This is a genomic window from Citrobacter portucalensis, assembly GCF_023374935.1.
GTDB classification, from domain to species: Bacteria; Pseudomonadota; Gammaproteobacteria; order Enterobacterales; family Enterobacteriaceae; genus Citrobacter; species Citrobacter portucalensis.
This window is the reverse complement of record NZ_CP092466.1, coordinates 1,204,624-1,220,516: the sequence shown is the minus strand read 5'-3', so window position 1 is coordinate 1,220,516 and position 15,893 is coordinate 1,204,624. Positions and strand designations below refer to the sequence as shown.

The following is a 15,893-nucleotide window of genomic DNA, read 5'->3' as shown; positions in this document are numbered from 1 at the left end:
TGTGAGTGGAAAGAAAACAAAGGCAGAGGGTCAGCAAGTCACTGAAAACAGCACTGGCGCGGCACCATCGGCGGAAGTGGCACCGGTTGTTGTTACTGACAATCCGGGACATGAGTCGCCAGTCGTCCTGCCAGGGCATGACCTTCCGGTGGGTTCACAACCCGTCAGCGTCGGGGGTATCCAGCCTGATGTAAGCGAGCCGGCAGGGTCCGAGCCGCTGGTGCCCGACACTGATGATGTGGTGGCCCTGGAGGTTCGTGCCGTCCGTGATACTGGCTTTTATCGCTGTGGCCGCTTCTGGCCTCGTGAGCCAGTGCATGTCTTTGCCAGCGACGACCCGCAGGCGGATAACGCAGCCAACAATGCCCACCTGGGCATCCAGGCTGACTGCTTTATCAGCCATGAGGATGCTGCACGGCTGAAGCTGGAACCGATGCTGGTTGTCACCGTACTTGAGACGGTAGCGGAGAAACCGTAATGGGCATTTATGTCACCCGGGATGACCTGCTGGCCGTGGACGGGTCACTGGTCTGGAACATGGCCATCGACAAATCCACGCAGCAACTCGATGAGGCGAAGATTGAGACGGCTATTGATGATGCGGACGCAGAGATTAATTCGTTTCTGGCGAAGCGCTTTCAGCTTCCGCTGACCATCGCCCCCATCCCACGCCCGCTTCACCGGGTGGCGGTGTCCATTGCGATTTACTGGCTGTCCGAACGTGACAGTCAGATAACCGACCTCATCCAGAAGCGTTACGACGAGGCCATTCGGACCCTGAAGGAGATTGCTAACGGCACGCGTGACCTCGGCCTGCCAACGGCCACGCAGCCTCCGGAAACTGACAGCGGAAAAATCATCATCGTCTCGGATAACGAACGCCTCTTCACCCGCAACAAGCTGCGTGGGGTGCTGTAGTGGCCATTTCCGTTGAGGTCATGGGTGCTGAAAAGCTGGCGCAAATCCGCCTGGCCATCGAGAAACTCTCTGACAGCTCATTGCAGGAAGAGCTGCTGGAGAGTATCGGGGCTGTTGTTGAGTCCCAGACCCGTCGCCGCATCAGTGATGAGAAAAGCAGTCCGGCCGGTGAGAAGTGGCAGGAATGGTCTGAGGCTTACCGCAAAACCCGGCACGGTAACCAGAGCCTGCTGCAGGGTGACGGCGGCCTGATGGACAGCATTCAGTACATCGTCGAACGTGACCGAGTGCGCGTCGGTTCACCACTGGCCTATGCCGCCGTTCACCAGGACGGCTTCGCCGGCAGCGTTTCCGTCAGTGCCCATAAGCGCCTCATCACTCAGGCTTTTGGCCGTGCCCTGAAACACGGTGTCTGGCAGTCCGTCGGGGCCCACAAACGCCAGATGGATATGCCGCAGCGCGAGTATCTCGGGCTGTCTTCTGAAAACTCTGAAGAGCTGATGCACGTCATCGGTGACTTCTGGCAGGGAGTACTTCCATGAACCAGCGTCCCCCACTGCTGACGACAGGCAGCACCATTGCGGCCGCAGAAAACATTGTGGCCTGGCTTAAGCCTGCATTGCTGGGCGATAACCCGGACCAGGTGAAACTCATTGAGCGCCATATCGGCCAGTTCAACACCCCGGCGGAGGTGAAAACTTACCTCACAGATCGTGATGGCTGCATTCGCATTGCGGCCCTGCGTATCCGCAACATCCGCCAGCGTGCCGGCGGCACGATCGGTGATGTGACCTGGGCGGCCTACATCATGGCCACCGATTCATGGGCGCATCCCCGCGATACCCGCTGCGAAGTCCTGGTCGGCAAGCTGGCCCGTCGTATCGCCTCCCGGGAGGCGGCATCCGGTATGAAAGCGGAGCGTGCCGCCAGCACCATCAGTGCTGACAACATCTACTCCCCTGGCCTCAACGAACTGGGGCTGACCATGTGGGCAGTGACATGGGAACAGGAGTTCCGGCTGGATGAAGAGATCGACATTAGCGCACTGCCGGACTTCCTGCGACTGGGGGCAACGCTCGCAGTGAATGGTGGCGCAACCGAAATTGACGGTGTGATTAACGTAAGGGAGCAGAACCCATGAACCACCTGATTAAACCTGCCCGTGAAGGCCTGCGGGTCCGTAAATCCAATGGCGAGCATCTGAAGCCTGAGGGTGAAAACCTGCCGATGAGTGCCTGGTGGCACCGTCGCCAGGCGGAAGGTGATGTGACCGTCACCGATATCGCTGAGCCGGTTACGGCTGAGACCCAGAAACGTAAAGCCGTGGAGAAATAACAATGGCACTTGGCAGCATTCCTGATGATATCCGCGTCCCGCTGGTATACATCGAAATTGACAATTCACAGGCAATGAGCAGCGCGCCGGCGCAGTCCCGCAAAGTGATTGTTATTGGACATCAGGGCTCAGCCGGCACGGCAGCGGCACTGACCCAGCATCGCATCACCAGCGACGGTATGGCGGAGACACTGTACGGCAAAGGCTCCCAGCTCGCTGAAATGCTGAAGATCCACCGCAAGGCAAATAGCTATACCGAAACCTGGGCTATGGGTGTTGCAGACCTGACAACCGGCGCGGCCGCAAAAGCCACGCTGGCAGTGGTCGGCACAGCGACGGCCGCCGGAACGGTGGCTCTGATGATTAATGGCGTTTCGGTTCAGGTAGGTGTTGAGAAAGGCGATGACCGTGATCATGTCGCCACGGCCATTATCGATGCGGTAACAAAACTGGCCTCCACGCAGGTGACTGCAGCACTCAAGACCACCACGACGGACACGGTTGAGCTGACTGCCAACTGGAAAGGTGTCAGCGCCAACGGCATGGATGTACGCCTGAATTACTATACCGGTGAGCAACTGCCTGCGGGGATTAATATCACCCTGACCGGCTTTACCGGCGGTACGGGAACACCGGATATCACGGCTGTCGTCGCAGCGCTCGGTGATGACTGGTACACCGATATTGAGTTTGCCTTTAACGACACTCAGAGCCTCGACAAAATGCGTGATGAGCTGGTTGTTCGCTGGGGCCCGCTCAAAATGATTGAGGCCCAGCTCTGGGCGGGCTATCGCGGAACGCACGCTGAGAGCGGTACGTTCGGTGATGCCCGTAATGACTGGCTGATTTCCTGCATGTCCACCAACCTGGCTCCACAGCCACACTGGCTCTGGGCCGCATCCTACGGTGGCATCGCATCCTACTATCTGGCCATTGACCCGGCCCGCCCGCTGCAGACGCTGGTTCTGCCAGGCATTCTCCCACCGGCGAAAGAAGTTCGCTGGGATATGCAGGAGCGCAACCTGCTGCTGCATGACGGCATGGCTACGCACTTTGTTGACGCCGGTGGCAACGTCTGTATTGAGCGTGAAATCACCATGTTCCGGGTGAACCAGTACGGCGATCCGGATACGTCATACCTTGATGTGCAGTCGCCGGCAACGCTCGGACGCATCCGTTACATCATCAAGAATCGCTTCTCCAGTCGCTATCCACGCCACAAGCTGGCCGGTGATGATGTGCTGGAACTGCTCGACCCTGGTCAACCAGTAATGACACCGAAAATCGCCCGCGCCGAACTGCTGGATATCGCGCTGACCGAACTGGTGCCGGCAGGTCTTGTTGAAGACTTTGAAGACTATAAGGAAACACTCGACGTCGATATCGACGGCAGTGATGCCAATCGCCTGAATTTCGTGGCGCATCCGAACCTGGTCAATCAGCTCCGTGTGCTGGCCGGTCTTATCCAGTTCAAACAGTAAGGACAAATTATGCCAAGTATTCTGGGGATGGCGTCCATCCGAATTAACGGGCGCGAGATTAAGACAGAAGGCAAATCCACCCTGAATCCGGGAGGATTTGCCCGTACACAACATATGGGCGGCGGTAAGGTCTGGGGCCTTTCCCGGAAGATGGCTGCTCCTTCCATCAAGCTGACTATTGCCGCTGCAGATGACATGGACGTGATTGAAATCAGTGGCTGGGAAGAGGTAACGGTCATGTTCGAAGGTGATAATGGCCTCAATTATATGATGACCGGCTCAGCCACTGACAATCCGGCAGAACTGGACGAAGATGCCGGCACCATCAGTGCCAACTTCATTGGCACCAAACTGGTGAAGGTGTGAGCCATGGCACAGATGAGCGTCAAACTGAAGCATGGTTTTGTCTCGGGTAAAGGCACGGAAGATGAGACCCGACACACCAGCGTGACTTTCCGTGAACTGACATCAGAGGATGTCATTAACTCTCAACTGGCGGCCGAACGCGTAGTTATCGGTGAGAACGGCAAGGCGGTAGCTTATTGCTCTGAGGTGCTTATGGGGCTTGAGATGCTGCGCCGGCAGATTCTGAGCGTCGGCACAATCCCCGGCCCGCTGTCTGTCAAACAATTGTATTCCTTCCATCCTGAGGATCTGGAGTTGCTTACAGAAAAAGCCGGGGCAATGGATGACTTACTGGTGGAGACCGGCAAGCGGGGGCGACCTGATGCCGCTGGCGACGGCGCTCAGTAGTCTCATCGTCAATCTTTCACAGCGCTTTGATATTAACCACCTCCAGCAGTTGCCCTTGCGGCAGCTGCTTCGTCTGACAGACCAACTGAGGAAGCAACATGGCAAGCCGCCTCACCACTGAAATCCTCATTAACCTGGCCGGTAACCTGACGGCCAAGGCCCGCCAGTACGGTGCCAATATGTCCGAGTTCGCCCGCCGCAATGAGCGGGCAATGTCCGTTGTTAAGGCAACCACCGCCGCAGCGGGACGCGGGCTGGATGCGCTGGGGAATCGCTATACCGGCATGATTGCAGGGTTTGCGGGCGGCGCGATGCTGCGTGAATTTGCCCAGACAGATCGTCGAATAACCCGAATGGGGCTGGCGGCAGAAAAGACTAGGGCTGAGATGGCGCAAATTTTTAGCGGTATTCAGGATTCGTCTATCAAGTTCAGGGTTGATGATCGCGAGGTCACCAGTGCTGTAGAAAAAATCGGTACTGTCACGGGCGATATTGATTTTGGTGTCAAGAACAAAGATAACCTCGCTGCATCCATCGCAGCCTCGGGTGGTACTGGTGAGTCCATTGGGGGATTGTTTGCTCAATTTCCAAAATTCCAGGTGACGAGTGAAAAACAAACACTTGAGGCGATGGACACCCTGAATAAGCTGGGTAAAGAAGGTGCATTTGAATTAAAGGACATTGCTGAAAAAGGTGTTCGCGCTTTTTCAATGTACTCTGCTGCTGGCGGTAAAGGTGTAAAGGGTATCAAGGATGTCGGTGTCGCAATGGAATCTGCGATTGATGCCACTGGCGATCGTGATACAGCTGCTACTGCTGTTGAAAACCTTATTCGTGACTTACAAGCACCAAAAGTTGTTAAAGAATTGGGGCGTAATGGTATTAACGTCTTCGGTAATGATGGAAAAATGCGTTCACTTCCTCAATTAATGGAGGAAGTTGCTAAGCGTTCAGGTAATAAAGGAGCTAAAGAGCAAAATAAACGTCTGGTCGAAGCCGGTTTTAATCAGGACAGTATTCTTTTACTAAGTAGTGTGACAACTGGTAAAGGTGCTGAAAATCTTAAGCGATATAACGGCGTTGTAGCTGATGGTTCAGGTATTTTATCTGATGCAAAATATGCTGCTCAGGATTTCACGTCCGCCATGACCAGCCTGAATGTAACTTGGAAAAAATTCACCAACAGTAATCTGGCAAAGCCCGTGCAGGAACTGGCTGATGCTTTGAATTCTGTTGACCAGGAAACTGTCCAGCGTTGGCTGGAAATTGGCAAAAATATCACTATTGCAGTTGGCGGTATTATTGCGGCCCGCAAAGCCTTTCAATTAGGGAAAGGGGCTCTGGATATTCTGGGTGTAGGTAAAGGCAAAGGTATACCAAAAGGTGTTTCAGATGTGTTTGGTTCAGGAGTCATGCCCGTATATGTTGTGAATATGGGAAAAGGAGGGATGGGTGGTTCTGAAAATGGCCCCGATTTGCCTGATGTCCCAGATAAAAAACCGCCATCAATACATTCCGGGTTGGTGACTTCTACTATTGCAACCGCTAGCGAAATTGCATCAATAGTTCCTTTCCCTGAATCTGATGACCAAAAAAATGAGTTAATTCGCAAGGTCCAGGAAAATAATAATAGGAGCACCATATGGAATGATGTCAAAGATTGGTTTACGACAGCTGGCAATGATCCACAAATCGCCAACCCACAGCCCTGGGCAAGCCTGCAGCCGCAAAATCAGACACCGGCTTATCCTTCCGTTCCGCAGTCCCTGAAGGGTGAGATTCGCGTGGTCGTAGAAGGTGATGCCCGGGTGAAAAGCGTCAAAATGGACCAGCCAGGTATTACTCTCAGTGCCCAGTCTGGTGTCTCTAACGTGGAGCAGAATTGATGGCAACCGGTGAATGGGAATCCCTGCGCAAAGCATCGTTTCGCAATGTAACTTTCTTTCTTGTTGATGATGAGGGTACCAGCGGCCGTCGTGCGATCCCCCGCGCCTATCCTAAAAAAGAAACGGGCTGGACTGAAGACAATGGTGCCGTGCTGACTCAGCAGCAAATCAACGGCAAACTTCTCGGCAAGAACTTTCAAAAGCAGTTAGAAGCGCTTTTAAGGGCGCTTAATACAGCGGGGCCAGGCGAACTGGTTCATCCGTGGTTTGGCATACAGAAGGTTCAGGTGGGCAAGGTTTCCCACCGGCTGAGCACTGAAGAAGGCGGTATTGCCTATATCAGCTTTGAGGTATTCGAGGCGGGCGAACGCCTGTTCCCGGCCCCCAAAGAAAACACCAGTCTGACTTCCCTCAGTGCCGCCGATGCCGTGAAAGAGGCGCTGGCCAATGGTGATTACTTTGCTGCTCTCGACGGGCTGGGTGACATGACCGACACCCTTCTTGATGACATGCAGGGGCTGGTAATGAACCTGCCGACGATCCCCTCAGGGCTGACTGACTGGGTGGACCGTGCGAGTCGTTTCAAGGACCTCGCGGGTGTCATCATCGCAAAACCCGGCGAGCTGGTTCGTCAGTTCACCAGTCTGGCCAGCAGTATCCGGGATATCGTGAGTGAGCCGCCATGGTCACTACGGGTTTATGATCAGCTCAAAAGCAAATGGGACGGAGAGCGTGCGGCTGAGGCTGCGACTAAAAACCTGCCGGGCGACATGACTGTCATCAGCAGTTCCCCTTCAAACGGAGTTCAGGGTATTGCCAGCAGTGTGCCGGCAACGGTCATTGCACCATCCCCCGCATTGCAGGCTAACATCACCGACTTTCGTCAGATGGTGATCGTCACGTCGGTAGTGGCTCAGGCTGAAGCGGTGGCCACAATGGACTTTGCCATATCAACAGAAGCAACAGCAGCAGGTGACAAACTGGCGCAGCAGCTGGCTGAGCAGGCTGTGACAGCCGTTGAGAACGGACAGCGTGAACTGTGGCGTACTTTGCGCGATCTACGTTTTGCTGTAGTGAATGATGTGCGGGTTCGTGGTGCGCAGCTGCCTGACATTCGCCAGTTACACACCACTGTGACAACGACAGCCGCATTACTGGCATGGCGAGAAACTGGCGATACAGAGACCCGCGAAGCAATCGTCTCTCGTAACCGGCTGCGTGACCCGTCCTTCATTCTGCCATCTACCCCCATTGAGGTTATTGAGTAATGGATAATTCGCAGACACCGGAAGCGGTGGTGCTTACCGTAGCCGGTCAGCAGTGGGATGGCTGGACGGACATGTCGGTCACCAGTTCGCTGGACGCTATAGCCGGTGAGTTTGATCTGACCATCACCACACCGTGGTCTGAAGCGGCCCCGCGAACCATCAAGGAAGGCTTACCCTGCTCCGTGACCATTGGCGCTGATAAGGTGCTAAACGGCTACATCGACGATTTTATTCCGAGCTATGATGCCGAAAACGTCTCTATCCGGGTTATGGGGCGCGACAAGACCGGTGACCTGGTGGACAGCTCGGTAGTGCATAAGTCCGGGCAGTGGAAAGGCATGCGCCTCGAGCAGCTGGCGGCTGAAATTGCGAAGCCCTATGGCATCACCGTCATCAACGAGACTGACACCGGCGAGGCCTTCCCGAGCGTGGTGCTGGAACAGGGGGAAACGGGCTTTGAGCTGCTAGACAGGCTGGCAAAGCAGCGTGGCGTGCTGCTCACATCGAATGTTGACGGTAATCTGGTTATCACCCGGGCTTCGAAAAAGCGCGCGTCTGTGGCGCTGGTCCTCGGTGAGAACATCCTCGCCGCCCGTGGGCGCTTCAGCTGGCGGGAGCGTGCCAGCCAGTACATCGTCAAAGGTTCCTCCAGCGCCGGGGGTGCTGCATGGGATGACCAGCCTGCAAAGGTCATCGGTGGCCGTCAGGTCAGCATCGACGACGATGAAATTAACCGCTACCGCCCGAAGATACTGGTGAATGAAGACAGTCTGACGGTAGGCGGTGCCAGCACGCGTGGTGACTGGTATAAAGCCCGCATGATGGGGGAAGCCAATACCACGGAAATCACCGTCGCCGGCTGGCGCGAAAATGGTGATACCGGCCCGCTCTGGAAGACCAACCTTCTGACTGATATTCGAGACCCGGTCCAGAACCTAGACACCACCTGGCTTGTCAAGTCAGTGACGCTCACCGAGGGCGACGGCGGCCGCATCACGGTACTTGCGCTGGTGCCACCGGAGTCACTCGACCTTCCTCAGACTCAGGCTAAATCCAAGGGCAAGAAAGCCAAAAAAGCAAAGGTGACCGCAACATGGGACTGAATCCGGCAAACTTCAGCCGCACGCTGAATCAGATTGGCCGACGTCTGCGCCTGCTCGTTGACCGCGCCGTCGTGCGTATTGTCACTGACAGCCTGGGTCGCCAGAACCTGCAGGTACAGTCGCTGGCTGATGCCACAAATGACGATGTGGAGCGTTTTCAGCAGTACGGGTTTACCTCTGTCCCGCCAGCTGGCAGCGAGGCGATAATCCTGGCGGTTGGCGGCAGACGTGAGAGTCTGGTGGCTATTGCGGTTGAAGATAAACGCTGTCGTCCAAAAGGTCTGGCACCGGGCGACGTCTGTCTTTATCATCAGGACGGCCAGTCAATGGTTATTCTGAAGAAAGACGGAATAATCGATATAAGAGGGAAAACGGTAAATTACACCGCCGACGATTTATTTGAGATTAATAGCGCTCAACTTAAATTCGTCGGTCCTTCTGAGTTTACCGAGGATATTACTGTTAACGGTAAATCCTTCCTCAAACATATTCATAAGGATGGCGACAATGCTGATACAACTGCGCCCCTATGACTATCGGACTGAGCTGGCAAAATCTCTTATCACGCGGTGATATCACCATCCAACATGACGGCCTGTCGCTCGACGACGGGCTTGTCACTTTAGTCCTTATCTGTCTTTTCACCGATGCCCGTGCTGATGTCGATGATAAACTGCCCGACGGTTCAGACGACCCGCGCGGCTGGCCCGGTGACACCTTCAGCGATTCCCCCTGGGGCTCAAAGCTCTGGCTACTTGAACGTGAGAAACTGACCGAGTCAGTTCGTCTGCGCGTTGAGGATTATGCCCGTTTGTCCATGCAGCCACTGCTTCGCGCGGGTTTTGTTCGCACTGCAGATGTCTCGGCCACCATCGCGGCCGCTGACCGCATTAACTTTACGGTGGCCCTGACTCGCCCTGATAAATCCCTGCTCACCATTCAACTGAGCCGCCGCTGGGAGGCCACCGCCAATGCCGTATAACGTACCGACATTACGCAAGCTTATCGCCGATGGTGAAAGGGATATTGAGATTGAGCTTAATATTCCTTTATTGCCGCCAGTGGGTGTCGAAAAGGCCATTAATGTTTCCGTCAGCAGTCAGGTGCGCGATTTATATGACCACCAGAGCTGGATTGCAGACCAGATAATTCCGTCACCGAAATCAGACGATCAGACCATTATTGATACGGCCGCATCCGAAGGCGTTATTCGCAAACAGCCGACATTTGCCACGGGCCCGGTCACCTTCACCAGCGCGGCTGCGCTGCCGGTTGATAGCGAAATGCAGACTGCAGGCGGTATTGTCTATCACGTTGTCAGTTCATCCCAGCCAGTGGCCGGGGCTGTTACCGTGCAGGTGCAGGCGGATGAAGCCGGTGTTGCCGGCAATCTGCCTGCCGGTGAGGTATTGACGCTGCTGTCACCCCTCGCGGGAACGGACAGTAACGGTATTGTGGCCAGTGCAGGTATCACGGGCGGAGCGGATATCGAACCCATTGACGAGCTGCTGGACCGCCTGCTGTTTCGAAAGCGTAACCCACCCGTAGGCGGTGCTGTCCATGACTACGTTCTCTGGGCGCGTGAGCTGCCCGGAGTTAGTCGCGCCTGGGCCTTTGATGCATGGCACGGTTCCGGCACGGTTGGCCTTGCGTGGGTTTATGACGATCGCGCCATCATCACGCCGACTGCTGCCGACAGAACGGCTATGGAGACGTACCTTTTCCGCCACGCTGACCCGGCCACAGGAAACTATGTTGGTAAGCCCGGTGGTACTGAGGTCTGGCCGGTGGTGCTGACGCTGAAACCGGTGGCCATGTCCATCAAAATTACACCGGACAACGACTCATCACGAAGTGCTGTTCAGGTCAGCCTGGCGGCTTTGCAGAAAACACTGTCTCCCGGTCAGAAGCTGCAGGTTTCCTCCCTGCGCACGGCAATAGGATCATCTACCGGCGTCACAGACTACACGCTGTCGGTCACGGCTGATGTACCGGCTACAACCGAAGAGCTTATTACGATTGGGGCGATTACATGGCTCACAGCGTAGACGACTGGCTCCATGCCCTGCAGCAGGTCTTACCCCGTGGCAAAGCCTGGCCGCGTGAGATAAGCGCGGATTTAACCAAATTTGTACGGGCATTAGCACGGCGTTTAAGCCAGGCAGAGGCATCGGGTGATGCACTGCTGTCTGAGATGCGCCCTGAAACCACCTTTTTGCTTCTTCCTGACTGGGAGGCCTATCTCGGCCTGCCAGAATGCGAACTGCCAAACGGCACCGTCGAAGACCGCCGCGCGGCCGTTGTGGAGAAGTACCACCGCAATGGAGGCCTGGCCCCATGGCAGATTGAGGATGTGGCGAAGGCGCTGGGTTTTACAGTAACGGTACGGGTGGTTCTCCCGCATCACTGTATGCGTGACTGCATGTACCCCCTGTATCCCGCGCGTTATCGCTGGCTGCTGCAGGTGGATGTCCGGGATATGCAGGGCGGCAGATTCACCTGTATGGATAACGTCATGACACCACTGTTGACTGACCGTGCCCGTAACCTTGAATGCGTGCTGTCGAAATACCGGCTGGCAGGCACTAACTATGAATACTTTTATTAAGGGGTCCGACAATGTTTCATGTCGATAATAATTCAGCCGTTCCGGTGATGCCCGCAGTAAAGCCTGTGGTCAGTGCTGTGACGTCCTTCTTTACCGAAGGCGGGAACGGCGTTCCTCCAACTTATCCGGGGCCTGACTGGTTCAATATTATCCAGAGTGAACTGTTGGCCGTTCTGGCCGCTGCGGGTATCACCCCGGACAAAGCCAACAATGTGCAGCTCCTTGCGGCGATGAGAGCGCTCTTCCTCGATACATCTCAGAACGGCGCTGATATTCAGGACAAAGCACTCTTTCTCCAAAATCTTGGATTGGATGTCGTTGTTAATGGCGGCTCACAAGTATGGTTAACATCATCATCTGGTAAATATCATATTTTTATTGGGGAGGATGGTTCCTGGGGAATGTGGAATGAAGAAAATTCCCAAAATGTTCCGCTTAGCATTATTGGCGGAGGTACTGGCGGGAACACCAAACAGGAGGCTCAATTAAATTTGGGACTGGGTTGCGGATTGCCACCGATAGGTATTCCGTTTTACTGGCCGTCAGCTGCTATGCCAAATACCGTTATACCTGAATGGTCGGGAATGACGTTTTTAAAATTAAACGGCGCAACATTTACTGCTGCTCAGTATCCAAAACTGGCGCTGGTATGGCCGGGACTGAAGTTAACGGAAACCCGCGGTGAATTTATTCGTGTTGCCGATGATGGCAGGGGCGTTGATACAGGTCGCGCATTACTCTCGGCTCAGGGGGACGCCATGCGGAACCTGACTGGTAATATCGAGGGCCGCACTGCGGGGTCAATTGGCAGGATATTCAGTAACAACGCTAATGGTGTGTTTTCAGCGACTGGGGAGGGGGGAGACTTTATCACTCCCACGTCGACATCAGGTGCACCAGGAGACCGACTGTCAAACCTGAATCTTGATGCAAGTCGCCAGGTTTCCACTGCGAATGAATTCCGTCCACGAAACGTGGCATTTAACTTTTTAGTGAGGGCTGCATAATGTCGGTTCTTTTTGACCAGACTGGACATGCCACCGAAGCAGGTGACGTTCGCGTTTATTATTACGACCCGATAACTTTCGTGTATACAGGTTGGTCTGATGAGTTTATCAATATTGGTGTCAGTGTTCCGGGCTGCTCCACGACGGTTTCCCCACCTGAGGGAATGAGAGGTATGGCGCCGGTTTTTAATGGCTCATCCTGGGGCCTGGTACAAGACCATCGGAACTCGACAGTCTATGCGACTGATACTCAACAATCTGTTGTAGTGGATTATTTGGGGGAAATAAAAACAGGGTTTACGCCATTAGCACCTGCCACGCCTTACGATAGATGGGATGGCACTAAGTGGGTGCTTGATGAGGCTGCAAAGCAGAGTGCAGATGCAGCTGAGAATACTGCAAAAAAATCCACACTGATATTCGAGGCTTCACAGGTCATTGCGCCACTAAAAGATGCTGACGATGGTGGTTACATTGACGATGCAGACAAGCCGAAGTTAGTCGCCTGGCAGAAGTATCGTTATGAGCTAACAAAAGTTGATCCAGGTAACCCTGCATGGCCAACTAAACCAGAATAGGAACCTTTGGTAGAACACCGATTTAAGCCCTGTTCATGAGGGCTTTTTTACACCTTTAAACGGTTGTATTTTTCCGTGTCGCCGGGGTTATTTGAGAAAAAGTCGAGTTTGTTAACCTGGTTTTATCTCAACCATACGAGGTAAGACTGATGATTATTGGATATGCCCGCGTAAGCTCAAACCACCAGGACACAGAGATGCAGATGCTCGCCCTGCAGGCGGCTGGCTGCGAACAGATTTTCGAAGAGAAGGCCAGCGGCCGTAATACAAAGCGCCGCATCCTGCGGCAGGTGGTGGCGATGTTGCAACCCGGTGATGAGCTTGTTCTCTGGAAGCTCGACCGCATTGGCCGCGACGTTCTGCATGCACTGGTCACGTTTCAGGAGCTGCATTCCCGCAACGTCAACATCCGATCCATCACTGACGGCGTGGACCTAAAGTCAGCATCGGGACGCTACAACTTTCGCAATATTCTTTCTGCTGCTCAGTATGAGTCCGATCTGAACAGTGAGCGTACTCTTGCAGGTTTGGCCGTGGCTAGGTCTAAGGGCCGCTACGGTGGCCGTAGGCCTAAATTTATGGATGAGCACTGGGCTCAGTTCGGTGCGGCCATCAAATCGGGTATGACGCACAGGGAGGTGTCGCAAAGATTTGGTGTAGGAATGTCCACGCTGTATAAAAAATTTCCCGGAAGCAGCAATTCAACGCCGACCATGTGATCCTCTGCTCGCTGGCCGCCAGTTTAAGGCGGCTTTCAAACCGCTTAAAATCAGTATCAAATGATTTTATTTTTTCGCGAACGCGCGGTATCAAATGATTTTCAAATCAGTATCAAATGATTTCGCGCGCTATAATAACCGCTAAAGTTCTGGGTAAAACAGAAACCCTGACGGTGAAACTAAAAGCGGTTTCCGCCGAGGCGGCAAAATCGACATTCACGGTAATGCCCATGGAGCAGGTCGTTGGACACCCGATTAGCCTGGCGTTAGAAGCAAAAGATAAAGACGGGAATGCCATCACCGGCGACGACAGCTTACGTTTTTATGCAGTTTCAGCCAGCGGCGAGGTCCGTTTTACTGCCGTAGAAGAGAAAGACGGCGTGTACAGCGCTAAGGCAACGTCTGAACTGGCTCAGGCGACACGCATTGGTGTGACGTCACAAAAACATGATTTCTCCGGGCTGGAAAAACAAGCCAACTGGATTGCCGACAAAACGCAACCGGTGGTGCAGGCTTTTAACCTGACCAAGGACAATGCACTGGCGGATGGCAAACAGAGTAATGTCGCGGTCGTTACCCTGACCGACCGTTATGGGAACCCGCTATCCGGATACACGGTCACTCTGGCGTTACCGCCACAGGTTAAGATCGCGAATGGGGAGAACGTTGTGAAGACCGATGCCAAAGGTGAAGCAAGATTCTCACTGACCAGTTCAACGCCGGGAACTTATGATATTACGCTAAGCGCGGGGAACATCAGCTCATCGCTAAGCGTAACATTTGCCTCTGCAATGGAGGGGGCAACATTGTCTCTGACAGCCAAAGACAATGGCGCAATCACCAATATTGCAGCAAACGGTCGCGATGGTGCCACGCTTGAGATCATGCTCAACAATACCGCCGCGTCGGTTGAAGGACAGAAAGTGGAGCTTATCGTAACGCCACAAGGGCTCGTGTACCCGGAGAAAATCACCACCAATAAAGACGGTTACGCGACGGTAACGTTAACTACGGTTAAGGCAGGTCATTACACCGTTAATGCCAGGGTTACAGATGGGCAGCACAGCGTTGAGTCCTCAAGCGTTGACCTGGAATTCGTACCTGATATTAACAGCGCAGTGCTGAATTTGACCGCACCGTCTGAGAGCATTGTGGCAAACGCATCAGCGGCACATGAAATTCAGGTACAGGTTGTCGACGGTGAAAACAACCCATTTAGTGGTGACGTGCACCTGACCAGTTCCCCTGCCAGTGGATTAAAACTGGGCCAGTCCGAACTGACATTGGATGAGAAAGGAATGGCATCAACAACCTTTATTGCCGCAGAAGCTGGGCACTATCAATTGCAGGCAACCTTCATCAAAGAGGGTAAACGCGTTACGGCGAGTAAGGCGATTGAGGTAGTATCGGATCTGCAAAATGCCGCGTTGACGATCGAACCGTCAACTACAACCGCCGTAGTCAGTGATGCGGATAACGTGGCGTTTACCCTGCATCTGACCGATACATCAGGGAACAGCGTCAGCAACCGTAAGCTGAAAATTACGGCTACAGGCCCATCGCCACGCGATCCTCTGGTGATTGACAATACGCTTGTCACCACCAATGGTTCCGGTACTGCGACTGTAAATGTCCACGGTAATAAGGCGGGTCGTTACACGCTGACCGCCACATTGGCTGAACACGGTAGCAATGTCTCGGCAAATGCTTCGATAACGCTGAATGCCGATGCCCAGAATCCAGTACTCACTCTGGAGCAGGATCCTGGCTATGCCGTTGCCAACCTTGAGCCGGTAGGCTTTATGGCCCGGTTGCAGGATAAATTCGGTAACCCGTTAAACGGCAGTGTCGAATTTAGCGCAGGCAGCAAAGCCAAACCCGGCAGCGGAACCTTTACGATGACGCCGGATAAAACCAACTTTAAGTTAGGGAATGCTTACTCTGAACTGAGAACGGATACGGCCGGTGTAAGTTGGGTAAGAGCGAAGGCAACGACGGGAGATAAAACGTTGGAAAAAGTACTCACCGTCTGGGTAGTTGAGAACCATCAACCAAATTCCTGATCGGGATATAAACAAAAGATAGCCGGGGTGTTTTCGAGAGCACCCCGGCTACTGCCATAACCTCAAATATATCGACGCTTGCATTATTCTCATGGCCAGGCGAGCTATGAGAATAATGAGCACTTAAATAGCGCCAACCGTCATCCCATTCCTCCCCCTTTTACTCATCAAAAG

Annotated in this window: 19 protein-coding genes; all 19 read left to right on the top strand. The window is 54.0% G+C overall.

All coding sequences use genetic code 11. The features are described from left to right. The first annotated feature begins 1 nt into the window (after position 1). The 19 genes from LY264_RS05770 (at position 2) to LY264_RS05680 (ending at position 15,719) form a co-directional block, all read left to right on the top strand. Entirely contained in the window at positions 2 to 478 is a 477-nt protein-coding gene (locus tag LY264_RS05770; RefSeq protein WP_046275160.1) for a hypothetical protein, read from the top strand. Then, on the top strand, positions 478 to 918 hold the full coding sequence (locus LY264_RS05765) for a gp436 family protein (protein WP_161623358.1): 441 nt from the start codon (positions 478 to 480) through the stop codon (positions 916 to 918). The genes LY264_RS05770 and LY264_RS05765 overlap by 1 nt, the downstream gene beginning before the upstream one ends. Beyond that, entirely contained in the window at positions 918 to 1,460 is a 543-nt protein-coding gene (locus LY264_RS05760; protein ID WP_171846000.1) for a phage virion morphogenesis protein, read from the top strand. The genes LY264_RS05765 and LY264_RS05760 overlap by 1 nt, the downstream gene beginning before the upstream one ends. Continuing rightward, positions 1,457 to 2,059: a hypothetical protein gene (locus LY264_RS05755; RefSeq protein ID WP_171845999.1), complete on the top strand. Its 603-nt coding sequence runs from the start codon at positions 1,457 to 1,459 to the stop codon at positions 2,057 to 2,059. The genes LY264_RS05760 and LY264_RS05755 overlap by 4 nt, the downstream gene beginning before the upstream one ends. After that, complete coding sequence (locus tag LY264_RS05750; protein ID WP_046275164.1) at positions 2,056 to 2,253, top strand: DUF2635 domain-containing protein; 198 nt, start codon at positions 2,056 to 2,058, stop codon at positions 2,251 to 2,253. Before LY264_RS05755 ends, LY264_RS05750 begins: the two co-directional genes overlap by 4 nt. A gap of 2 nt (positions 2,254 to 2,255) precedes the next feature. Next, positions 2,256 to 3,734: a phage tail sheath subtilisin-like domain-containing protein gene (locus LY264_RS05745; RefSeq protein ID WP_164562406.1), complete on the top strand. Its 1,479-nt coding sequence runs from the start codon at positions 2,256 to 2,258 to the stop codon at positions 3,732 to 3,734. A 9-nt stretch (positions 3,735 to 3,743) separates the two neighbouring features. Continuing rightward, positions 3,744 to 4,100 (top strand): phage tail tube protein, encoded by a 357-nt coding sequence (locus LY264_RS05740; protein ID WP_161623353.1) that lies wholly within the window; start codon positions 3,744 to 3,746, stop codon positions 4,098 to 4,100. Between the two features lie 3 nt (positions 4,101 to 4,103). Further along, on the top strand, positions 4,104 to 4,487 hold the full coding sequence (locus LY264_RS05735; RefSeq protein ID WP_171845998.1) for a phage tail assembly protein: 384 nt from the start codon (positions 4,104 to 4,106) through the stop codon (positions 4,485 to 4,487). Positions 4,488 to 4,585: 98 nt separating this feature from the next. Next, complete coding sequence (locus LY264_RS05730; protein ID WP_171845997.1) at positions 4,586 to 6,373, top strand: phage tail tape measure protein; 1,788 nt, start codon at positions 4,586 to 4,588, stop codon at positions 6,371 to 6,373. Further along, a complete protein-coding gene (locus LY264_RS05725) occupies positions 6,373 to 7,641 on the top strand; it encodes a DNA circularization protein (protein ID WP_171845996.1) in 1,269 nt (422 codons plus the stop codon). Before LY264_RS05730 ends, LY264_RS05725 begins: the two co-directional genes overlap by 1 nt. Further along, positions 7,641 to 8,744: a phage baseplate assembly protein gene (locus LY264_RS05720; protein WP_171845995.1), complete on the top strand. Its 1,104-nt coding sequence runs from the start codon at positions 7,641 to 7,643 to the stop codon at positions 8,742 to 8,744. The genes LY264_RS05725 and LY264_RS05720 overlap by 1 nt, the downstream gene beginning before the upstream one ends. Further along, on the top strand, positions 8,735 to 9,277 hold the full coding sequence (locus LY264_RS05715; protein ID WP_171845994.1) for a phage baseplate assembly protein V: 543 nt from the start codon (positions 8,735 to 8,737) through the stop codon (positions 9,275 to 9,277). Before LY264_RS05720 ends, LY264_RS05715 begins: the two co-directional genes overlap by 10 nt. Then, positions 9,274 to 9,726 (top strand): phage GP46 family protein, encoded by a 453-nt coding sequence (locus LY264_RS05710; RefSeq protein WP_171845993.1) that lies wholly within the window; start codon positions 9,274 to 9,276, stop codon positions 9,724 to 9,726. The genes LY264_RS05715 and LY264_RS05710 overlap by 4 nt, the downstream gene beginning before the upstream one ends. Further along, positions 9,716 to 10,792: a baseplate J/gp47 family protein gene (locus tag LY264_RS05705; RefSeq protein WP_171845992.1), complete on the top strand. Its 1,077-nt coding sequence runs from the start codon at positions 9,716 to 9,718 to the stop codon at positions 10,790 to 10,792. The genes LY264_RS05710 and LY264_RS05705 overlap by 11 nt, the downstream gene beginning before the upstream one ends. Further along, the gene (locus LY264_RS05700) at positions 10,777 to 11,352 is read left to right on the top strand and encodes a YmfQ family protein (RefSeq protein ID WP_171845991.1); all 576 of its coding nucleotides are present in this window, start codon (positions 10,777 to 10,779) and stop codon (positions 11,350 to 11,352) included. Before LY264_RS05705 ends, LY264_RS05700 begins: the two co-directional genes overlap by 16 nt. An 11-nt stretch (positions 11,353 to 11,363) precedes the next feature. Further along, positions 11,364 to 12,359, top strand: coding sequence for a hypothetical protein (locus LY264_RS05695; RefSeq protein WP_249457509.1), 996 nt, complete (start codon positions 11,364 to 11,366; stop codon positions 12,357 to 12,359). After that, positions 12,359 to 12,937 (top strand): tail fiber assembly protein, encoded by a 579-nt coding sequence (locus LY264_RS05690; RefSeq protein WP_249457506.1) that lies wholly within the window; start codon positions 12,359 to 12,361, stop codon positions 12,935 to 12,937. The genes LY264_RS05695 and LY264_RS05690 overlap by 1 nt, the downstream gene beginning before the upstream one ends. 149 nt (positions 12,938 to 13,086) lie before the next feature. Next, positions 13,087 to 13,656, top strand: coding sequence for a recombinase family protein (locus LY264_RS05685; RefSeq protein ID WP_164562416.1), 570 nt, complete (start codon positions 13,087 to 13,089; stop codon positions 13,654 to 13,656). 116 nt (positions 13,657 to 13,772) lie between these two features. After that, a complete protein-coding gene (locus LY264_RS05680) occupies positions 13,773 to 15,719 on the top strand; it encodes an Ig-like domain-containing protein (protein ID WP_249457503.1) in 1,947 nt (648 codons plus the stop codon). Positions 15,720 to 15,893 lie beyond the last annotated feature (174 nt).